Below are 21,383 nucleotides of genomic sequence, written 5' to 3'. Positions count from 1 at the left end.
CTTAAAATAAAATTTCATAATTCTAGAATACCTGATTTCATCATAAAAAACAAGAAAACCAGGGGTGTAGATCAAACTAAACCTTATCCGGTCTTGATCATTATGTTTTATCCTCTATGATAAATAGTAAGGAAGCTTGGTTTCCTTACTATTCGAAATGAAGGAGGTTGTATGATGTCTTCTGCAAAATCAAATCCTACTAAAATTCCCTTCGAGACAAAAAGAATCCAGATCTCAAGCAAACGCCAAATTACAATCCCCGCAAAATTTTTCAATGCTCTTGGCTTCGATAAGGAAATTGAGTGCATTTTCTCCGGAGATATGTTAATTATCAAGCCTGTGAAACAAGAGGATTCCTATTTTGCTGAGCAGATTCTAAATGACCTGATTCGACTAGGATACACAGGGGATCAATTACTGGTAGAGTTTAAGAAGATGAATCGTAAGGTTAAACCTGCAGTGGAAAAGCTCATTGAAGAAGCCGATCGAGTAGCTAAGCTTGCTTCCATGGACTCCAAGAACCTCACTAATAACATTTTCAATGACGACGATCTAGATGAGTAGCAATCCTCTGCCTGGATGATCGTTGTGGATGTATTGATTTTGAAAGTGGAAACCGTTACTGTTTCATCTTTCAACCACCATTCGATGAAGCGATAAAGTAAGCAGAAGCCCTGGAAGACATAGTTTTCTTCCAGGGCACTTTTTTGCTCTTCTCCAACTCTCTACTCATCATAAAACTCAGGTTTAGAATAATTCGGACTTGGATAGAACATAAAATGAGCATGACGGAATAATCATCATGCTCATTTTTTGTTCTCTAGTAGGATCAGCTCTCCATGATGTGGTTCCCGATGCTTCCCATATCTTCTGCTCTACTTTAGTTTTCCCAGTCTTGAATTGATTTCATCCTTTGGCAATCTTACTAACTGTCCGTTATGTTTTTGAAGTTCGAGCAAACAAAGCTCATATTCTTTCCCGTCAATGTACGATCCCTCATAAAGCTGATCCAGCACTCCAAGTGTTCCGAGGATGCTCACCCCTTCTTTTAGGGCCGCATTTCGCAATGCTTTGTCACCTGAGAGTAGGACGATTTTTCTCTCCCTTGCAATTGCTAATGCAATACGATCATAGTTGGATAGTTTTGGATACTGCTGTCCAAACTGATCTGCTAACTCGAATTCCTCAATGGTAATTTCCACACCAATTAGCCCACATCGTTTCAGATCATCCTTTAACCCCTTGGGGGACAAAAACTCATCCTCTATCGCATCATGATTCATAATAAACACGTAAGGTAAGCGAAAAGGCAAACGAAGGCGATCAATTACAAAAAAATCAATCCACACATTTGTATCACTGCTTACATACTCCATAGTTCATCCTCGTTCTTACAGCAGCGAGAAGTGACCTCATCAAAGGGCATTTTAAGAAGCTCAGCCCCCTTTTGGACACTGATTTCATTCTCATTAATCGCACGGAAAACTAGCTGCTCGAAAAAAGTAGGTAATTCTTTTGCAATACGAACAGGCTCTTTTTTCCGCCAACCCGCTTGGGAGGCTGCGACATAAAAATCTTTAGCCACATGATCTGAAATAATCCCCAGGACTTGTGCACGCTTCACCAGTAGCAACATGGATACTCCATATTCCTTTGCCACATAGACCATATCCTTCGAAACCTTGGTCCGGTGTATCCCCAGTTCTCGTTCTGCATCACTTTTGGGTAGTAAGAATGCTCCACTGATGGCCGTAGCCCGATCTTCAATGTCTTTATCATTCATTTCTTCCGGCCAGATAAACATCAAATGGGCAAGTTCATGGGCAATCGTAGACCGGTTTCGTTCAGGACTCATCTCCATGTTAAGGGCGATGTAGGGGCGATCATTGACAAATCCATTCATTCCCGAGAATTTATCATTTTCAATTTTGAACACAAAAATCAGGATTCCTTTATTCTCAAGGATCTCCACGAGATTATCCAGTGGACCATCGGAAGCGATATACAAATGCTTTCGGAGCATCATCGCATCCTTCTCCACATCATCCGAAAGGGATATCCCATGGCAATGTGGAGCATCCGGCAAAATATCTCCACCTAATATTTCCACAATCGTCATATATCGATTGAAATATTCTTCTACAGATTCCCGAACATAGTCTTGCTGAGCAATGGTCAGTGCTGCATTTTTCCGAAACTCACCATGACGAAATACTAAATTTTCGTTTCGAATGGCCAAGAAATCCGAGACTCGAATCCCCAGTTCCTTCGACATCTTCTGAAGGATATCCATATTGGGTTTTCGCGTTCCATTCTCATAGTTCGTAATTGCCATGGGACTGACATGAATTCTTTCTGCCAGCTGTTTCTTCGATAACGCTTTCTTTAACCGATAATACTTCAAGTTCTTGCTAAACATTATTACCACCCCCTTATGTTTATATTTTACTTCAAATCTAGTAAAAATAAACACCCTTCATGAAAGTTAATTTTTACTTATCTAATCGATTAAGTCATCAGGTTCTTCTGTTGGAATCAATTGTTACAGAAGTCTTTATTGTTAAAGACGCCTTTTATGCTAATCTTGTCTATCCGCAAATGGACGGATAAAATGACCATAACAACATGGGAGGACGGAAAGAGGCCCTCCCTGACTCATTTTGGACGAGTGATCAGGAAGGACCTCTTACTAAATTGATTAGCATCGTTATTGTATCAAAGTTTGAACTGGAATGGAATAGCTGTAAAGGCGTTTTTTGTCCGTTTTTTGTCCGTTTTTTGTCCGGAGTATGGAGAAGAGCTGCTGCCCCTTGTGCCAGGAAGCATGTAAGATAATCAGCAGTCGAAAACGGCAATGGATCCGGGAAGATGGAGAACCCAAAGTCCCCTCCGTTCAAAAGGAGTATAAACACAATTACAAATGATCTCCACGGCTAGATTTTAAACAGAATCGGAATAACGAGCATGGGTATACAGATGACGAATTTTTTATCGGAGACTATTCGTGAAAAAATCGAACAAGACCTTAAAAAGTAATACTTCAACTTTTTGATCCGTACTCGAACTGCATACCTGAAGAACCATTGATCCTTACGAAACACTAGGATAATAGAGAATTAGTTGAAACAAGATCAACATTAGCACATTGTTGTAAGGCCTTTCCATTTCTGCTAAGCATGGGATTACTATTCGCTCCGCATGAGCTCTCCAATTATTTCGTTCGCTAATACTTCGTCTTTCACCCGAATGACTGTATCACCTTCAAATGTAGTCGCCAGTAAATCCAATCCTCCATACCAAACCAAATGACGGTCTATAAGGGCTGCCTTCAGATGATGGTCAGGATGATGAATGACCTCGAATCCTAATAGACTCAATTCCTGAACTATATTAAACATATTTCCTCTGTACTTTTCTGGATACTCATGAAATTCTTTCAAGACTAGGGTGACTCGAACACCCGATTGAAACTTTTCGATTAAGATGTCCTTTATCATTTCATACTTCTTCCGGGTGATAAATGTGCTGGAGATAAGAATATTCCTTTGGGCATTTTGAAGATCAGTGATTAAAGGCTCAAGGTAGGTGTTATCATCATAGATCCCACTACTCTCATCAACGCTTCCATAATCCTTTAGGGAATAGCCCACGGCCTTATAGGCAGATAATCGCTTGTGATACATCCTTTCCAGTACTGGAATGTTGATATCCACATAATCATAGATGTGAACTTCTTCTTTTCCTTCAAACTCTCGATGCAACCGACCGGAATACTGGGTAATCGTTCCTTTCCACGCAATAGGCATGGCGAGAAAAAGAGTGTCTAGACGAGGTAAGTCAAATCCCTCACCCACGAGTCTGCCCGTTGCAATTAGGGCCGTTTCGCCTCCTTCCCTAATTTTTGCAATGCTCTCCCCGGCTTCTCTTCTTTCACTCCGTTTAAGTTTCCCGGTGAGAACGATATATTTCACGCCTTGATTTTCCATTTCCTGACATAGCGCTGAGACATGTTCTGTGCGTTCAGTCAGAATAAGTGGAGTTCTGCCCTCCATCAAAGCCTTTGACACATCCTGAATAATCATTTTGTTTCGTGTTTCACTTGTGCTTAGGTGTTTATAGACTTCGGTGATATGCCATTCTTTTGACTCCTTCTCAAATGGCATACGAAGACTGGTAAAACGAGGAATCAAGTAATGATCAAATGTTCGCTTTTGGGCTTCCGCCTTTGCATCCACTGTATAACGAATCGGTCCACAGAACATAAAAATGCTGGGATGATGTCCATCCTTTCGGATGGGGGTTGCTGTAAGCCCATAGACATAGCGGGCATCTGCCTCACTGAGTATTCGTCTAAAATTTTGGGCTGAGACATGGTGACACTCGTCAACAATGATCATCCCATATTGATGTATTAACGACTTGACTGTTTTATCCGTTTCAAACAGGGATTGCATAATCGCAATATCCACTACACCTTTTAAGGTCTGCTTTCCGCCACCCAGTTCTCCAATGAACGTCTTCTTACGCTTACCTTGATTTGGGAGTTCTTCAAGTGAAATGGAAACATCCAAAAATTGTTCCAATCGTTCTTTCCACTGTTTTGCTAACTCTTTTGTATGGACGAGGATGAGTGTCGCGCAGGATTTTTCGGCGATGAGTCTTGCTCCCACTACTGTCTTGCCAAACCCTGTAGCTGCGGACAAAACCCCATCATCTTTCTTCGAAAGCGCCTGAAATGCTTCTTCTTGTTGATGGGAAAGCGTCCCCTGGAAGTTCATCAAATATGTATGGCCTGCTACGCGATTCTCATAGAACTGATAGGGAACATGAAATTTCTCTAACTCTTCCTTAAGCCTAGTTTCTAAGCCTCGCGGTAAGATCAACAGCGTGGCATTTTCTTCATAGACAATGGCCATACGAGGGGTTCCGAAGGTTGTTTGCCGAATAGCCTGCTTTGCAAAAAATTCGGGATTTGGATAAGATCCCATCTTCCGCAATAAAAGAAGCGCTCTAGGGGTTAACCCCGCCTTTGATAGACATAACCCTTGACCTTTTTCGATTTTCACCACATGGGGAAAGTCATTTGTGTTCACGGTTGAACTTTCGCTGAATTTTACTTGTGTATTAAGAACATTAACCTCCTCATCCTCGTGTAAGGTTTCAATGATTCCGCTTACAGTTTCGGCTGAGATCCTTCTAATCTCAGATAGGAAGGCCCATTGATCCTCAACTGCTTGAAAATCCAAATCCACAAATACTGTATTTCCTTGTTCTCGCGGTTCTTTTTGAAGAGGTAATGCAATGAGATTCCCAAAACCGTCTTTTTGAAGAAAATCCTGACTTGGAAAAAGTCGATCAAAAGAGCTGAAATGAATGTTTTCGCATGTTCTCATGGCCTCTGAGAGTAGGCTTATTCCAAACTTTCTCGCCACTGAGGCTTTCATCTCTTCCTGAAAAAAGAACCATAGATGACAGCCATTCCCCGATCTTGACCGTTCTGCATATACAGGTATCTGAAACTGTCGGCATACCTCTTGAACAGCTCGCACTTCTTCTTTCCATGTGGATTCATCAAAATCCATGACCAGTAAATAACAGGTATCATCTTGGGTCATGGGGTAAAGACCAAGGACATATTTCCCAAGCAAATGTCCTTCGATTCTCTCTTCATCCAAGGGAGCAAAACTTTTATATCTGCAGTCCACACACTTTACTTTTGGCTTTTGGCAAATTCCTTCCTGGAAATCATGAAAACAATAGGGTGAATACCCTGGTTTACTCCGCCATCTTTTCGCGCAAACATCATCCCGGCCTCGAAAGAGAGACTGAAATAACGCAATCTTTTCTGCTTTCGAACTATTACGAGTCACACTTTTCTTCGGGAAATTTTCGAGTTCGAGAATAGGGAGCTGCGTTTGAATCGGAATTTCGTGCACCTCCTGAAAATCGGGATTATTGATTTTCTTTAACCGAAGTAACTCCGACTTTAACCTAAAGTTTTCTTCTCGAAGTTCTCTGATTATCTCTAAGAGTTGATGCTCATCCATGGCTTTTCTCCTCTAGTTTTAAACGATCATACGTAAGAATACCTCGAGATCAGCACTATGCGAAAAACTCCTCCTTGAAGGCACGTTTTCTAGGGTATTTCTTGATGTAATACTCAATGGTTTTTGTTCTGCCATTCGGGGATCCTTTCGATTGTATAAGCTCTCCATAATTCTCGATGAGTAGTGCAGCTTTATGATAACTACGCCGAAATCCTCCACCGACAACAGCTTCCACTCGATTTGAAACCATCTCATTCAGCCACTCTAGATACTTTTTCTCTTCTTCCGGTTTGATCTTGATCAGTTGCTTCCATCGAAGAAACCCCTCAAGCATCATCTCCTCATCGTTAATATCGATGGCTAGCTTGTAACATACATCCTGCCATAATTTTCCCCCAGACACGGTAAGTTCGCCTTGTGTATTAAGGGTGAGAATAAATAGCGGAATAAGGACCCCTTCGACAGAAGTGCTCCAACCTAAAAATTCTTTGGATCTCTGATATCTTTGATAAGATTTTTCTAAATCACCGCTAAAAAACTCAATAATTATCTTATGCTCGGCGGACATGGTACTGGTAGCGAGCTCATCACCCTGCTTGGCGTAAAATACTGCTCCTTGCTCCGGAAGCATACGGCTGTATCTTGTCGCCTTCTTCACGATGTCCTCATAATCTGAAAGCCTGAATAACTGCAGAAACCGTGGAATTGTCGAGTCACTGTAAAAGGCTTCCACAATAGAATTTCGCTCCACTTTATCGTGACCCAGAAGTTCTGCCGCCTTCCGAACCCAGTCACAGATTTTTGCGCGCAGAATCAAGTTCCTCGGAAGTAAGTTTATCCATTGAACACCTAAGGTTTCACATTCCTGATTTCTCTGTTCAGCGAAAAGCATCTCGCATGCGTGTACACAGATGAAGGGGTGTTTATCTCCTGCTCTTTCAGCGACGATAACGACTTGATCTGTCCCCCCAAGATAAGCCGAAGCCTCATAAAGCAAAGTCCCCGCAACAGACTGAGGACGATCTTCAAGGTAGAAAATCCATTTCTCCAGATACTCTTCGATTCCCAAGAGTTTCTCCGGTCCAAAGGCGAAGATCCGGTCGAGGGAAATAGCAGAACCGAGTCTAGAGGAGAGGATTTCATAGAACTCCTCCAGGATTACCGGCAGCTCTTTCGTTTGATAAACCACGTATAACCAGCGAATCAGGATCTCTGGATAATTTGCATTCATCAGATCTTCTTCGATTAAATTGGCTAAGCAAAACAGCTCTGACTCATCAAGCTCTTCTGAGAATACTGTATAGCTGCAGTTTAGCAGTAACTCATAGATTTTCGCTGCCTCATGATAGTCTTTTAGCTGAATAAGAGAATCGGCCACTTGCAGTGCACGAGATATCTTCGCACTAATCCCGAGAGAATCCTCATAGATCAAGACTTCATCCGGTTCTCCATACCTTGCATCAGGATCCCACTCATAGCGATATCTATAGGAAATGGAACCTTGTTGAACCTGAACTATCCATTTTTCAAAATCTGTAATCTCTTGTGTGAAGTCTACCTTTACTTCCTCGTTCTTCAGCTTTTTTAGAAAAATATCCCTTTGAGTTTCTTTCAATATTCTAGCCTGATGCAAAATAAACTCATTTTTGTCCTTCTCTGTCATATTCATTAAACACTCTTCTACTTCTTTTAAAAATTCTTTCAGATTCAACTAATTCCTCCAAACTTCGAACTTGCTATGAGCGTCCAAATCCCATACCGAGTTCCCTCTTCTACAACTTCTTGCCTGCTATTATCATACCATTACAAAGAATGGATAAACACTTAGGAGAATTCTGTTTCCACTAGTGTCCAGTCCGGTTATCAAACTGAAGTTATCATCCCTTTTTAAATCTTTGTCACTAAAGGAGTAACTATACTTATGGTTGATCCAGCTTCACAAGTGTTTTTTATAGAAGCCCATCCTCATCCTCCTTGTTTTCCTCATCAACGAGAAGTGTGGAAAAATCAATAAAAGGAAGTGCTCCATAGTTTCCCTTAAAATAATTGATTAAGTAATTATGGTCATTTCTTACTTCTTCAGAGCCAAAGTCTGCCAGAGAATAGAGGATGCTCTCATAGGTGTCTGTGTCTTTTTCTACAAAACGAATCTGATCTCTTCTGAAGATTTGATTGTTGAGATAAATAGGATTATGAGTGGTGAAGATGAGCTGTGCTCCGGCCTGATTTAGTTCACGATCGTTAAAAAGCGCAAGAATGCCCTTAATCATTTCCGGATGAATCGCTGCATCAAATTCATCGAGAATAAACACGCCTCCAGCCTTGAAGAGACCGTTAAATGGAAGGGCAAAATCCAATAACTTCAGGGTGCCACGCGACTCCATTAGTTCTGCAGGAATCATGACATGTTTATCTTTGTAATGGTATACGGAGATCAGTTCCATCGATGTATCATTGCTCTCTGTTTTGTTTGGTCGAAACGCGATATCCTGGGGTCCAAAGTCAGCTCGCTTCACAAAACCCTCGAGCACATCATTCCAAGCCAGGAAATCCTTCTGCGGTTTATCCTGCATCGAGAAAATCAGATTGGCTTTCTTCAAAGTAAAATCACTGACCACAACAAGCTCATCTTTGAAAAAGTCCAAGACGATATCCGCCAGCTCGCTGCTAATCGTACTTTTAAAAGCCCGAGCTAAAAACAATTCTGAGTCATCGACATTCTCATTGATTTTCCGCTCAAAGGACCTCAGAAGCTTGAGATCAAATCCAATAATCGCTAAAGCTTTTTTAGCATGATTAATTTGAACTCTGTTTCCTTCCCTCTGATAAATGTTTGTCTTCTGACTTGATCGATCGATTAATGTTAAGGATTCAGAGACTATGCGACGGTTCTCTTTTTTGAAGGAACTGACCATGATCTCAAATTCGTACTCCATGCGCTGTTCCTTAGAAAGAAAGTCAATGGTGAACTTCATGGGCATATCAGCCTCTAGATAAGCAAAAGGATACAGTTCCAAATTTTTTAAGCTTGGAAGATCAGCCTCTAGGGACCCCGATAACACGATGTCCTTCATCACAGCCAAGGACATGATGATATTCGATTTTCCACTGGCATTGGCACCATAAAGCACTGCAGATGGGAGAATGCGTAAGTTATAATCCCGAATCAAATTTTGACTTAAGGAGGTTTGCCGCCCCGCATTCATATTGAGACTAGTAAGCTCTTTAAACGATCTAAAGTTTGAAATCTGTAATCAATCAGCATCAGAGGCACCTCCTATGATCTAGACCTTATTTTACCCAAAAACAAGAAAAATACACACATTTTTGAGATTTTCCCTCAAATTGACGCTATTTTTTTGAATGAAAGATTCATTAATGGATAAATAACGTTCAAGCTATCGATATCCGTTGTATCAATAGCTACCTATTTTGATGTTATTGATCACCAGAATCAGCAGGGTAATCGATGAAAAAATCTTCAAGATTAAGATAAACTACTTCAATCTTGCTGAAAATAAGTGAAATGAACTCAATTTAAGTGAAAAGAAGTGAAATGGATGGAATGATTCCCATCCATTTTTATGAATTATTCAAAGAAAATCGTCCTAATTTTGCTCATTGTATAGTAACGAACTTCTGGTTTTTACTTCTCGGTTTATCCTGAATTGTTCTTTGAATCAAACCTTGATCAATCAAAGGATCTACATAGGTTTTAATGAAATAGGGTATCGATGAAAAATTAAATCTTTCCGCTAACTCTTCACGACTTCGTGGTGTTTTGCAAAACTCAAGTAATTGAAATGTCAGAGTACTCTCATGAATACTTTCTTTTATTCCTTTATAAAAAGCAACCTTGAAAACACCTCGATGGTTATAGAATACCGGTTCAGGCATGCCTGCTTTTTTTAGCTCCGCCCGAATCGTTGGGATTCCCGAAAATCGATTTTCCGTATCCATCATGACCTCTAGTGCTCCAGCTAGATATGGATTTCTTGTATCCGCAGCTACTCTTCCAAGACTATCCAACGTAAGTCGCCCATATAGTCCTCCAGGATTTTCTAGTTCAAGACGATCTTCATAGATGACTAGTCTTATCGGAGAACTTTCTGTGTGAACACTGTAATCCCGGTGAATCAACGCATTTAAAAGAATTTCGCGTACTGCTTTCACAGGGTACTCTGTTTTATCCTGTCTAAATCCTCGTTCAGAAATAATCGTGCTCGTCTTCATGTTTCGACGTACAAAGTTGAGGCTTCCTTCAAGCATTTGCGAGATAGTACCTTCAATACGCTGATTATCTGTAAATCGCTCCCCTTCATCACCAAGATCACCATACTCTTTTCCTTGCACTACAACCGCTGTGATGCTTAGCTGAGGAAAAAATTCTTGAGGATACTCCCCAAACAAAAATAATCCTGTCAGTGTTGGCTGTCCATTCTTAATGATCCCTTGAGTTTCCAAAATACGATCGTCTTCCATATGAATGAGATTGGGCTTTAGTCTTCGTACTTTCAGTAAATATTCAGTGATATTATCCTTTTTTAAGTGGTTCCTGGTGCTACGCTCGACAATACGCTGTTCATCATGTATTCTCCGCTTAAATGCTTCAAAACTGTAAATCTCATATTCTGTCATTAGCTGGTCACCATCACCCACGCGTATGTATGATCCTTTCCACTTCCCAGATCCCTTATAATAACAAGGTTTATTGAAGATATCACATTCTGCAATCTCTGCACTCACAACGATTTTTCCTTGAATCTCAGCAATGGTAAAAAGCGGTCGAACAATCGGTTCCATCTGCTCAGCTTGTTCACAAATCTTTTTCTGTAAATCTTGTGGATCATAAACCCCAACAACTTCATAGTCAGCACTCTCATCAATTCCAAACACAATAGTTCCACCACCAGATTGGTTGGAGAAACTTGATAATGTATCATAGAGTTTTTGTGGTGTTCCTCCATAAGCTTTCTTCAATTCTAGTGATGGTTTTTCACATTTTTCTTTTTGGATTTTCTCAACGAGTTGAATGAGCTCAATTTCCAACATAATATCACCTCTTATCGTTATTTTACTCTAAACTCCAGTCATTTACATTAAAATTAGTGAAAAATGTCAAATTTTAATTAAAAATAACTTTAATTAAGTTAAAATCATGCAAATTTAGTTGAATTTAGTCTAGTTTAGGTGAATTAACTAAAATGGTTTAATCTTTTTTGATCCATCTTTACCTTATAAAACTCCACCTTCTCCAAGCTAAACGCATTGAAGAAGGTGGAGTCTTCATGTTTTCTTTACTTTTTTACTTCACTAACCTGAGACTTTAACCTTCATGACATACTTCTCCACCGAGGTCTTCTCTCCCAGGGTGGCATTGCCCAAGTGGGCATCTTCCGGAAAGTAGAGGGCAAACATGCCTTCGCCAAGATAGGCATCGGTATAGGCTTCTCCTTCATAGTCCCCCAGATAGAAGTCGTTCTTCTCGTCGTACACCGTGGCATTCACCAGGTTCTCCCGGGGGGTGCTGCGGATGAGGTTTAGGCCTTTCACCGTGAAGTGGATGTCCACATACTGATGGTGAACTTCATAGCGAAGAGTATCCAGGGGCTCCTGGACTTTCTCCTGGTAGAGGAGGAAGATTTCCTCGCCTTTGATGTCATAGCGGCGTTTCTCCAGCTCGTTCCAGGGATGGGAAGCCAGGAATGCCAAGGCCTCGTTGAGGTTTTTATTGTCAAAATGGTATTTGGTGATCTGACTTAAATTATCGGTAATCATCTTTTTCTCCTTTCAAATCACCGGGATCATCCTCCCGGTAGTGGGAACCTAAAGAATGGGGTCTTTGGGCCATGGCCTTGAGTACATGGCGGGCCGAAACCATGAGGTTCACGAGGCGAAGACTCTCTGCCGCTTCGCTCACCGTGAGATTTGGCTCCTCCATTGTCTCCCCTTCCCAGGTTTTCAGGGTTTCCTCCAAGGTATTCAGTGCTTTTTCCTCTCGAAGAAGAAAAGCATCCTCACTCATTTTTTCCTGGATGACTCTTCTTCGTTCTTGGGCCTGGGGTATCCTCAGTCCCGGAAGTTCGGGACTGAGGGTTTTTCCCCAATTTCGTCCCCTCTTCGCTGCCTCTTCCCCGGCAATCTTCCCAAAAACCAAGGCACTAGCCGTGGCCAGGCCGCCGATGCGGTCTGCCCCATGCATCCCGCCGGTACACTCCCCGGCGGCATAGAGGCCAGGAACTCCCGTATAGGCTTTTTCATCGATGGCGATGCCGCCGTTGGAGGCATGCATATAGAGCCGCACCTGGATTTCTTCCTCTGGGCTGACGCCTTTTTCCTTCTTCAGCCAGTCGAAGTAGACCTTCGTGAACTCCTGGTGCTCCAGTTTTTCGAGATCATACTGCAGGTGGACGGCCTGTTCCGGGGATTTCATCGAAGCACGAAAGAGGGCGAGATCCACATACTTCCCTAAACGGCTCGCTGTGAAGGGGCCATGCTGGCTTCGGGCATGGAGGACCTCTCCTTCCATAATCCCTTCGGGAAGAAGCATCGGGATGACCCGCTCCCCTTCCCCATTGCGAAATACTGCAGCTTCGTAGGTCTTCTCATTGAAGATGGTTTTGGGCGCTGGCCGGGAAAAGCCCAGCATGATCTGCATGAATTCTGTATTAATCCCTCGGGCTCCATGGCGAAGGGCCAGACCTAAACCTGTGCCCAGGACATCCGAGGTGGTGAGCTTGTGGCGGTAGAGCCCGCCCAGGCCGCCCGTGGCCAGGATGACCGAGGACGCCGAAAAGTAAAGGAGCTCGTTATTTAGCGTCCTTCCAAAGGCTCCGGTGATTCGACCGTCGTTCTCCGAAAGCTCCAGGATCTCCGTGTCTTCCAGGGTCTCAATCTTATTTCTTTCAAACTCCCTCTGAAAGAAGGCTTTCACCTTCTCCTTGGTGAGTCCCCGCCAGCGCCGATGCTTTCGGTCGAAGCAGGGAATATAGGTGGAGTCCTTCTCATGGCCTGGGGTGGGTTTCAGGAGCTCTAACCCCCGGGATTCCAGTTCATCCACTGTGGGGTTGATGGCTTCCACAAAGGCCTGAACCAAGTTTCTGTCGGGAATGTTCTTCCCCACATCGAGGATAGTCTCCACAAAGTTTCCCACATCTTCTTCATCCTCCGGTCCCACGAGGCCAAAGCCCCAGGTGCCGGGATAGAAGGAGGATCCGGAGAAGGTCTTCCCTTGGGAGACGACCAGCACCCGGATCCCTTTTTCTGCAGCGGCCAAGGCCGCCCGGGAACCGGCCAAGCCGGATCCCACAATGAGACAGTCGGTTTCCACGACTCTTGCCGTTTTCATGACTACTCCGCCTTGGCGATGACGGAACGAGCCGTCTTTTCGCGGTTTGCCTTGGCTTCCTTCTCATTCTCCTGGACATAGCCTGTCACTAGGCAGTCAATGGCATAGAGCTGAGAGATCTTGGCAATGAGGGAGCCGCCGGTGAGGAGACTTTCCTTCCCTGCTGTCTGGACAATGCAGTCCGCATGCTTGGACAGAAGAGACAGCGGGGAGTTGGTGAGGGCAATGACCCGGCAGCCGTTCTTTCGGGCCAGTTTTACCGTTTCAATAATGTCCGTGGTGGAGCCGGAAAGACTGATGGCCACCAGGGCATCATCGGGCTTCGCCGTGGCGGCGTTCATCATCTGGAAGTGCGGATCCGTCACCGCATGGACATAGAGTCCAATGCGGAGGAACCGGTTCTGGGCTTCCAGGGCTGCGATGCCGGAGGCACCCACGCCGATGAAGGTTATCCGCTGACTGGCCTTGAGAATCCCCACGGCTTCGGCGATGGCTTCCGGCTTCAGGGTAATGGCAGTATTTTCCACCACACTGATGATGTTCTCCCGAACCGTGCTGACAATGGAATTCTCCGCAGCATGGGTGATCTCCATGGTGCTTTTCGAGATTTCGAACTTTAAGTGCTGGAAACCCTCGTAGCCCAGCTTATGGCAGAAGCGTACGATGGTGGCCTCCCCCACACCGATGCCCTCGGAGAGTTCGGACAGGGTCATGTAGATAAACTTATCGGAATAGCTCATGAGATAGTCCGCAATCTTTTGTTCCGATTTCGTGAGCCCGTCGTAGTTGAGCTCGATTTTTTCTCGGTATTCCATGGAAATCCCCCTTTCCTCATTCTATTGTGCTGCCTCCCTTAAGGATTTTCAACAGGCCGCACCATATTTTTTCTTTGGATGTCTTGATAGTACACATTGACGCTTCGTCCCTCGTAGAGAAGACCCAAATTGCCGTACTTCTTCGCCACCAGGCAGCTGTAGCCGAACTCTCCAGGTTCTAAAAGCTGTACCGGGGTCCAGTGGAGACCATCCAGGCTCTCATAGAGGGTGCCCTGGAGGCGGTAGGTGCTGTGGGAAGGCGTGGACAGGTAATATTTTCCACCGCAGGCGGTGACGCTGATCTGGCAGTAAGGGTTTTTCACCCCCACGGACTGGAGGTGTTGAAAGGTCACGCCTCCGTCGTGACTTTCCACCGTGAGAATCTCCTTTAGCGGGGAGGTGTTACGGGCATAGAGTCTGAGGGTTCCGTCCTCCATCTCCAGGAGCTGACACTCCGTGAGTTCCACCTCCCCGCTTTCAATCCCTTCGCTGATCCGCCAGGTTTTCCCCTGGTCATCGCTGTAGATCACCCGGGCCCGCTGCTTCTTTTCAGGATCCAGGGCATAGACGGGGAACACCAGCCGTCCGGCATAGGGCTCCTTTTTTAGACAGAGCCCCACTCCGGGGCCAGCCCCGAGGAAGCTCATGGACTCGTCCTTTACCATCGGGTTGAGGTGTATGGGATTGGACCAGGTCTTTCCTAGGTCCGGGCTCTTCACCGCCATAAGGTACGTGGTAGGATGCTGATAGAGGGGGCCTTCGCCGGACCCTAAAGTTCCCACGAGCTTCCCTTCCTGGAAAATTCTGCCTAAGGCATCCACGGTCATATCTGTGACACGGCCCGTTTCTTCCTCCACCACCCTCTGGTTAGTCAAAAGCAGAAATCGCTTCCCTTCGCTGTCCCTGAGGATCATCTCCCCGGTGGGCGTAAAGCCCGTTCCCGGCTCTGCGTTAAAGGCTCCAACCTTTGCCCCGCTGTGGGTATAGAGGAGCCACAGGGTTTGTGTCTCCTCCTCGTAGAGGAGGCTGCCGTCGATGGCGGCTGCCCCGGAGGATCGGCCGTAGCCGCCGTAGTCCAGGAAAAACTCCGGCTCTTCCCAGGTGACCCCTTCGTCAAAGCTTCGCCGAAGGGCTCTCACGATGTGGTTGGGATTGTCTCCGGGAACTTCCATCCGGGCATCGCAGGAGGCCAGAAGCTGTCCTTGAGCGTAGAGGATGGAAGGAATCCGGTAGTTCTCCACCCCGGAAAGGCCCTGGAAGAAGACTTTCTGGGTTTCAATTCGCTTTAGGGCGAGAGGGTCTCTTTCCTGGGGGAGAAAGGGGGTGGTGGAAAAGGAAAGCTCCTCCAGTTCCCCCTCAAAATACTCCCTGAACTGGGAGTGCTGAACACTGCGTCCCACACAGGCAAAGCCCACATAGCCAAAGCAGCACCAGCGGCGAAGGCCGCTCCCTCCAGCCTTTTCCTCCCCGTCGAGGATCATCTGCCAGTCTCCTTTGTCGTAGTTTAAGAGAAGCTCATGGCGCTCCCCGTCATTTATGGCCTCATCCAGTCGCAGCACCTGGTAGCTTCCCGGGGACTCTTTGCGGGTGATCTGGGGATACCCCTGATAGAGGGTGAAGGCAAAATCCGGGCCTGCACTGTCCTTGTAGAAGATAGAAAAAATAGCCATGGCCTCTGCGGAAGTGGTGCGAAACACCGCTTTCAGGGAAACGGCCTCTTCTTGAAGAAAGGTCTCCAGATGCTCGTCCAGGTTCAGGAAGCGATTCCCAGAGAAGGACTCGTTCTTTAGGGTCAGGAAGGGTCCCGTCTGGCTCGTGCTTTTTCTCATGCTTCCGCTCCTTCCGAAGGAAGATGCAGGGAGGCGGCTCCCATGAGGCCGGCGTGGTTGCCTAAGGCCGCTTTTTGAAGGACAACCCCCTGGAAGCTGGCCATGAGGTTTTCCCGGACCTTCTTTTCAATGTCCTCCAATAGCCCCGGGCGGTCAAGAACTCCGCCGCCGAGGATCAGGGCTTCGGGGTTGAAGATATGGATGAGGCTGGAGAGCCCCAGGGCAACATCCACCAGCCAAGACTCCAGGACTTCCTTAAGTCTTGGGTTTCCGTTTTCGATTCGCCGAAAGAGGTCTCGGCCGCTGCTGATGGAAGGGTCCACTCCTTGGGCAACCTGGACCAGGGCTTTAGTGGAGGCATACTGCTCATAGCAGCCTAGGCGTCCACAGCCGCAGCGATTCCCCCGGGGATACAGCGTAAGATGTCCCAGTTCTCCCGCAATGCCGTCGGCGCCCTTGTAGAGCTCGTGGCCGATGAAGATGCCTCCGCCCACACCGGTGCCGAGAGTCACACAGAGAAAATCCCTGTAGTTTTTACCGGCCCCGAACCGGGCTTCGCCTAATGCGGCGGCGTTGACGTCATTTTCCACTTTGACGGGAACATGGTAGCGCTCCTCCAGGATTTCCCGAATCTTCATCCCCGTGTACCCGGGGATGTTCTCATTGGCGTAGCGGATCATCCCTTTTTCGCTGTCCACCTGTCCGGCGGAGCTGATCCCTATGGCCTCATAGCCCTCATAGGTGTCCAGGGCAGCCTTAAGATTTTTCATGACCTGGGGGCCTCCCCTTTTGCCTTCCGAGGGGACTTCTTGGGTGCGGGTGATGTTTCCTTGTTCATCCACCAAGGCGATCTTGATGGAGGTTCCTCCGATATCTGCGGCCAGGATGTTCATGATCTTCCTCCTTGAAAAATGGCGTAAGGGTACCCCTTACGCCATACTTTTGCTGCTTCTTAATCCAGGGCATTGAGGACTTTGATGTCGGTGGCCTGGTAACGGTCGCGGATTTCCCGGTAGCTGGCCTTCACGGCTTCTTCCTGCTCGGCGGTGAGGTTTCTGAAGGGCCGTCTCACATAGCCGGCATCCATGCCCATCCACTTCATGGCCACCTTGATGACGGCGTAGTAGTCGAACTTCAGGGAGGCTTCGATGATGTCCACGGCGATCTTCTGGAGCCGCTGGGCTTCCTTGAACTCTTCCTTCTTTACATGGTCGTAGATGTTCACGAAGACATCGGGAAGCATGGAGTAGAAGGATCCAATGATGCCGTCGGCTTCGTTGAGGATGCCGCTGACGGCCATTTCGTCGGCGCCGGAGTAGACCATGAAGTCTTTGCCGATCTGAGCCTTGGCCTTATGGATGTCCTGATGGGTGTAGGCGGTGTACTTCACCCCATGGACATGGGGGATTCCGGATAGACGCTTGATGAAGTCAAAGCCGAAGAGTCCGGCTAAGGGCACATTGTAGATGATCATGGGAAGACTGGTGGCCGTGGCCAGGTCCTCATAGTACTGGAAGATGGCATCGTCGCTGAATCTCCAGTAGAAGGGCGGCACGGAGGACACGGCGTCGGCGCCGGCCTTTTCCGCATGCTTCGCCAAATCGATGGAGATCTTGGTGCCGATGGCGCCCACATGGACAATGACGGGAACTCTCCCCTTCACTTCGTCCACTACGACCTCCACCACGACCTTTCGCTCTTCCGGGGTCATGAGGAAGCCTTCCCCCGTGGATCCTGTGAGGTAGAAGCCATGAACCCCTTCCTCCAGAAGCCAGTTTACGGTTTTGCGCATGCGCATCTCATCAAAATTTTCCTCGTGGTCAAAGGGAGTAATGAGGGCGGGAATGACGCCCTTGATCTCCTCGTAGCTAAATTTTGCCATGATCATCGTCTCCTTAAATCTTAATACCGGGCCCGGATGAGATCCAGTTCCCCTTCAAATGCATAGAGTTTTGCCCCCTGGAAGCGTATTTCCAGAATGAGGGTCTTGCTTTCTTGTTCCCACAGGCTGTGATTCTCGTAGGAGATGTCGTACCACCCGTTATTTTCGGTGAGGCGCATATCCCCATGGTCAAAGCCCGGCATGGTCTCTCCCCTGGGGGTCTTGAGGGCCACGGTGACATGGCCGCCTTCCTCCAGATCCGCCAGGATCCTAAAGGTATCCCCATAGAAGTTCACCATGCGGGTGGTGAGGAGGGCCTCTTCCCCGCTTCTTTTAGCGGCGTAGTAGGCCAGCTTGTCCTTGGGCACATAACCCCGGCCTAAAGAGGTTTCCCGGAAGTTCGTGTGCTGGCCGTTGCCGCCCAGGTAGTAGAACCAGAGCTTTCCATCCTCTTCCACGGGGATGGAGGCGTAAATGCAGCCGTTGTCAAATTCGCCGTCGCCGTACTTTCCTTCACCCCGGGGGATGAAGTACTCGTCGCCGATCTTTTCCCAGGCGTCTAACGTCGTGGAGGCCATGAGCTGAACATCCACCCGGTCAAAGTTCTCGGCTCCCTGGTCTCCTTCGTGGTAGATGGAGGCCAGACCCAGATAGAGCTTCTCATACTGGAATACGGGCATGCTGTAGATTTCATTCTCGAAGCCCCATCCCCGGGCGATTTCCACGGGGGCGCTCCAGTTGATAAAGTCCTCGCTTTCGCACTTGGCCACAATGCGCAGACTGTTCTTCCAGATCCGGGTGATGAGGATGAATTTTCCTGTGCGCTCATCCCGGAAGGCGAAGTTATGGGTGTCCGCCTGGGGGTTGTGCTCCGGCCATTCGTGGAACTCGGAGAAATGGATGCCGTCGGCGGAGAAGGCCGTGACCATGAAGTGTCGGTCATGGGAGTAATCCACTTTCGTGATGAGCTTGTAGCGCTTAGCGGGATCCTTCTCCAGTTTATCATAGAAGACGCCGGTGCCGTGGGCCCTTCGGAACAGGATGTTGTTTTCCTTGGTGCCCAGATACTCCACCAGGCCTAGGTTTGGCTTCACCCAGTGGATACCGTCTTTACTCTCGGCATAGCAGCAGCCCGTGACCCGACCGCTGGCGGGGTGATAGGTGCTGGTTTTACGCTCTTCCAGGGAAGTATTGGCCGAATGGTCATCCCGAAGAAACAGGGTATAGTAGCAGCGGTAGATTTTTTCTTCCGGATCATAGATCACATTGGGATAGCCGTTGTCATAGCGCACTTCCCACGGCTTCGCCGGGGTTTTAAAGAACTCTTCGGTGAAGAGGACGCCGTTTTCCTTGTCTTTGATCACCGGGTGGGCATGGAGTTTGGCATTGCTCATCAAAAATCCGTTGAACACGCCGTGGTCAAGAAACAGAAACTTATGCATGTCGATCTCCTTTCGTGGGGTCATAGAGGTGGCAGGCCACCTGATGGCCGTTCTCCTTTTTCAGGAGTACTGGCTCTTCTTTTGCACAGATGTCCATGGCATAGCGGCAGCGGTTTCTAAAGGGGCAGCCGCTGGGCTTGTTGATGGGGCTGGGCACATCCCCTTCCAGGATAATCCGCTGCATCTTGCCGCCCACTTCGGGGACGGGGACTGCAGATAAAAGGGCACTGGTGTAGGGGTGCAGGCTGTTCATGACCAGCTCATTGGACTCGGCAATTTCCACGATCTTCCCCAGGTACATGACGATGATTCGATCGGACATGTACTGCACCACGGACAGGTCATGGGCGATGAAGACGTAGGTGAGGTTCAGCTCCTTCTGGAGTTCCCGCACCAGGTTCAGTACCTGGGCCTGGATGGACACGTCCAAGGCGGACACCGGCTCATCGAAGATGATGAGCTCGGGACTCAGCTGAAGGACTCGGGCGATGCAGAGCCTTTGGCGCTGGCCCCCGGAGAACTCATGGGGATAGCGGTAGAGATATTCGGGCAGAAGGTTCACCATCTGGACTACTTTTTGCATGATGGTTTCCCGTTCGGCTTTGGTCTTGTAGCCATGGACCTTCAGGGGTTCCTCGAAGGCCTCGTAGATGTTCTTTAAAGGGTTTAAGGAACTGTAGGGGTCCTGGAAGACCATCTGGACCTTTTTGCGGAAGTTAAAGAGCTCTTCCTTGCTCACCTTGGTGAGGTCCTTCTCTTGGCCATCCACATGGTAGATCAGTTCCCCTTCCGTGGGCTTCTGGAGCATCATGAGGGTCTTGCCCAAGGTGGTCTTGCCGCAGCCGGATTCGCCTACGATGCCTAGGGTCTCGCCCCGGTAGATCTCTAAAGAGACATTGTCCACGGCCTTCACATGGCCGGTAACCTTGTTGAAGAAGCCTTCTTTAATGGGAAAATGGGTTTTGAGGTTCTTCACTTCATAGAGAATTTCTTTTTGGTTTTCCATGTTATCGAACCTCCTGGTGGTCATTGAAGAGTATGCACCGGACGTGGTGTCCGGGGGTGATTTCAAAATTGGGGATGTCCTTACCGCGGCACTCCTCTTTGGCATGGGGGCACCGGTCGGCGAACTCGCAGCCGGGCTTGAGGCCCACGGGGCTGGGGGTGGAACCGGGGATGGTCACCAGTTCCTGGCTCTTGTCCATGCCGAGGACCGGTACAGACTTTAAGAGGGCTGAGGTATAGGGGTGAGAGGGGTTTTCAAAGATATCGTTGATCTTCCCGTATTCCACCACGCGGCCCATGTACATGACGGCCACCTGATCGGCCATTTCTGCCACCAGACCCATGTTGTGGGTGATGAGGATGATGGACTTGTTGTCGTTCACCTGGAGGCTCTTCATGAGTTCCATGATCTGGGCCTGGATGGTGACGTCCAGGGCGGTGGTGGGTTCGTCGGCGATGATGATGTCGGGGTTACAGATCATGGCGATGGCGATGACCACGCGCTGCTTCATGCCTCCGGAGAACTGGTGGGGATAATCATTGATCCGCTTCTCCGGATCGGGAATGCCCAGCTTTTTCAGCATCTCCAGGGCCATCTTCATGGCCTCGGCTTTGCTTAACTTCCGGTGCTGACGAAGGCTTTCGATGATCTGGCTACCCACGGTGTACACCGGGTTCAGGGAACTCATGGGGTCCTGGAACACCATGCCGATCTTGGCGCCGCGGATGCTGCGCATGGCTTTGCCGTTCTTCTTGTGGGCACTGATGGTTTCCTTGCCCTTTCCGTCATAGTAGTTTACCTCGCCGCCTTTGATGTAGCCATTGGCGGGAAGGAGCTGCATGATGGAGTGGACGGTGACGCTTTTTCCGCATCCGGACTCCCCCACCACCGCCAGGGTTTCCCCCCGGTGGAGGTTGAAGGACACGTCCTTGACGATATTGATTTCTCCTTTGCCGGTCTTAAAACTGGTGTGGAGGTTTTTGACTTCCAAAATTAATTCTTTTTCCATTTGTT

The 21,383-nt window shown here is 47.5% G+C and carries 16 protein-coding genes; 1 reads left to right on the top strand and 15 read right to left on the bottom strand.

The window, feature by feature from the left end:
- Positions 1–171: 171 nt before the first annotated feature.
- Positions 172–564 carry an AbrB/MazE/SpoVT family DNA-binding domain-containing protein gene (locus tag KCG48_RS01780; protein WP_230976955.1) on the top strand — a complete coding sequence of 131 codons (393 nt, stop codon included), beginning with the start codon at positions 172–174 and terminating at the stop codon, positions 562–564.
- A 311-nt stretch (positions 565–875) separates the two neighbouring features.
- Here the strand turns inward: KCG48_RS01780 and KCG48_RS01775 are convergent, their stop codons facing one another.
- The 15 genes from KCG48_RS01775 to KCG48_RS01705 form a co-directional block, all read right to left on the bottom strand.
- Positions 876–1,376 (bottom strand): PIN domain-containing protein, encoded by a 501-nt coding sequence (locus tag KCG48_RS01775; RefSeq protein ID WP_211799583.1) that lies wholly within the window; start codon positions 1,374–1,376, stop codon positions 876–878.
- Positions 1,364–2,419: an ImmA/IrrE family metallo-endopeptidase gene (locus tag KCG48_RS01770; protein WP_211799582.1), complete on the bottom strand. Its 1,056-nt coding sequence runs from the start codon at positions 2,417–2,419 to the stop codon at positions 1,364–1,366. The genes KCG48_RS01775 and KCG48_RS01770 overlap by 13 nt, the downstream gene beginning before the upstream one ends.
- 766 nt (positions 2,420–3,185) lie before the next feature.
- A complete protein-coding gene (locus KCG48_RS01765; RefSeq protein ID WP_211799581.1) occupies positions 3,186–6,047 on the bottom strand; it encodes a TOTE conflict system archaeo-eukaryotic primase domain-containing protein in 2,862 nt (953 codons plus the stop codon).
- A gap of 55 nt (positions 6,048–6,102) precedes the next feature.
- Positions 6,103–7,758, bottom strand: a complete 1,656-nt coding sequence (locus KCG48_RS01760; protein ID WP_211799580.1) for a hypothetical protein — start codon at positions 7,756–7,758, stop codon at positions 6,103–6,105.
- Positions 7,759–7,996: 238 nt separating this feature from the next.
- Positions 7,997–9,253 (bottom strand): AAA family ATPase, encoded by a 1,257-nt coding sequence (locus tag KCG48_RS01755; RefSeq protein ID WP_230976954.1) that lies wholly within the window; start codon positions 9,251–9,253, stop codon positions 7,997–7,999.
- Positions 9,254–9,665: 412 nt separating this feature from the next.
- On the bottom strand, positions 9,666–11,099 hold the full coding sequence (locus tag KCG48_RS01750; protein WP_211799579.1) for an ATP-binding protein: 1,434 nt from the start codon (positions 11,097–11,099) through the stop codon (positions 9,666–9,668).
- 261 nt (positions 11,100–11,360) lie between these two features.
- Positions 11,361–11,825, bottom strand: coding sequence for a YhcH/YjgK/YiaL family protein (locus KCG48_RS01745; protein ID WP_211799578.1), 465 nt, complete (start codon positions 11,823–11,825; stop codon positions 11,361–11,363).
- Positions 11,812–13,395: an FAD-binding protein gene (locus KCG48_RS01740; protein ID WP_211799577.1), complete on the bottom strand. Its 1,584-nt coding sequence runs from the start codon at positions 13,393–13,395 to the stop codon at positions 11,812–11,814. The genes KCG48_RS01745 and KCG48_RS01740 overlap by 14 nt, the downstream gene beginning before the upstream one ends.
- A gap of 2 nt (positions 13,396–13,397) precedes the next feature.
- Positions 13,398–14,210 carry a MurR/RpiR family transcriptional regulator gene (locus tag KCG48_RS01735; protein ID WP_211799576.1) on the bottom strand — a complete coding sequence of 271 codons (813 nt, stop codon included), beginning with the start codon at positions 14,208–14,210 and terminating at the stop codon, positions 13,398–13,400.
- A gap of 38 nt (positions 14,211–14,248) precedes the next feature.
- Entirely contained in the window at positions 14,249–16,039 is a 1,791-nt protein-coding gene (locus KCG48_RS01730; protein WP_211799575.1) for an exo-alpha-sialidase, read from the bottom strand.
- Complete coding sequence (locus KCG48_RS01725) at positions 16,036–16,932, bottom strand: ROK family protein (RefSeq protein ID WP_211799574.1); 897 nt, start codon at positions 16,930–16,932, stop codon at positions 16,036–16,038. The genes KCG48_RS01730 and KCG48_RS01725 overlap by 4 nt, the downstream gene beginning before the upstream one ends.
- A gap of 59 nt (positions 16,933–16,991) precedes the next feature.
- Complete coding sequence (locus tag KCG48_RS01720; protein ID WP_211799573.1) at positions 16,992–17,921, bottom strand: dihydrodipicolinate synthase family protein; 930 nt, start codon at positions 17,919–17,921, stop codon at positions 16,992–16,994.
- Between the two features lie 20 nt (positions 17,922–17,941).
- Complete coding sequence (locus KCG48_RS01715) at positions 17,942–19,363, bottom strand: hypothetical protein (protein WP_211799572.1); 1,422 nt, start codon at positions 19,361–19,363, stop codon at positions 17,942–17,944.
- Positions 19,356–20,369 carry an ABC transporter ATP-binding protein gene (locus KCG48_RS01710; protein ID WP_211799571.1) on the bottom strand — a complete coding sequence of 338 codons (1,014 nt, stop codon included), beginning with the start codon at positions 20,367–20,369 and terminating at the stop codon, positions 19,356–19,358. The genes KCG48_RS01715 and KCG48_RS01710 overlap by 8 nt, the downstream gene beginning before the upstream one ends.
- Position 20,370: 1 nt before the next feature.
- Complete coding sequence (locus KCG48_RS01705; RefSeq protein ID WP_211799570.1) at positions 20,371–21,378, bottom strand: ABC transporter ATP-binding protein; 1,008 nt, start codon at positions 21,376–21,378, stop codon at positions 20,371–20,373.
- Between the last annotated feature and the right edge of the window lie 5 nt (positions 21,379–21,383).

The sequence above is a fragment of the Proteiniclasticum sediminis genome (assembly GCF_018128025.1).
Taxonomy (GTDB): Bacteria; Bacillota; Clostridia; order Clostridiales; family Clostridiaceae; genus Proteiniclasticum; species Proteiniclasticum sediminis.
The sequence above is the reverse complement of the archived record's forward strand: the minus strand, read 5'-3'. Positions and strand labels throughout refer to the sequence as shown.

Coding starts and splice junctions, on each gene's coding strand:
- KCG48_RS01705 (WP_211799570.1), bottom strand. CDS start 21,378: ATGGAAAAAGAATTAATTTTGGAAGTCAAAAACCTCCACACCAGTTTT.
- KCG48_RS01765 (WP_211799581.1), bottom strand. CDS start 6,047: ATGGATGAGCATCAACTCTTAGAGATAATCAGAGAACTTCGAGAAGAA.
- KCG48_RS01725 (WP_211799574.1), bottom strand. CDS start 16,932: ATGAACATCCTGGCCGCAGATATCGGAGGAACCTCCATCAAGATCGCC.
- KCG48_RS01780 (WP_230976955.1), top strand. CDS start 172: ATGATGTCTTCTGCAAAATCAAATCCTACTAAAATTCCCTTCGAGACA.
- KCG48_RS01735 (WP_211799576.1), bottom strand. CDS start 14,210: ATGGAATACCGAGAAAAAATCGAGCTCAACTACGACGGGCTCACGAAA.
- KCG48_RS01755 (WP_230976954.1), bottom strand. CDS start 9,253: ATGAATGCGGGGCGGCAAACCTCCTTAAGTCAAAATTTGATTCGGGAT.
- KCG48_RS01775 (WP_211799583.1), bottom strand. CDS start 1,376: ATGGAGTATGTAAGCAGTGATACAAATGTGTGGATTGATTTTTTTGTA.
- KCG48_RS01710 (WP_211799571.1), bottom strand. CDS start 20,369: ATGGAAAACCAAAAAGAAATTCTCTATGAAGTGAAGAACCTCAAAACC.
- KCG48_RS01720 (WP_211799573.1), bottom strand. CDS start 17,921: ATGGCAAAATTTAGCTACGAGGAGATCAAGGGCGTCATTCCCGCCCTC.
- KCG48_RS01740 (WP_211799577.1), bottom strand. CDS start 13,395: ATGAAAACGGCAAGAGTCGTGGAAACCGACTGTCTCATTGTGGGATCC.
- KCG48_RS01745 (WP_211799578.1), bottom strand. CDS start 11,825: ATGATTACCGATAATTTAAGTCAGATCACCAAATACCATTTTGACAAT.
- KCG48_RS01750 (WP_211799579.1), bottom strand. CDS start 11,099: ATGTTGGAAATTGAGCTCATTCAACTCGTTGAGAAAATCCAAAAAGAA.
- KCG48_RS01730 (WP_211799575.1), bottom strand. CDS start 16,039: ATGAGAAAAAGCACGAGCCAGACGGGACCCTTCCTGACCCTAAAGAAC.
- KCG48_RS01715 (WP_211799572.1), bottom strand. CDS start 19,363: ATGCATAAGTTTCTGTTTCTTGACCACGGCGTGTTCAACGGATTTTTG.
- KCG48_RS01770 (WP_211799582.1), bottom strand. CDS start 2,419: ATGTTTAGCAAGAACTTGAAGTATTATCGGTTAAAGAAAGCGTTATCG.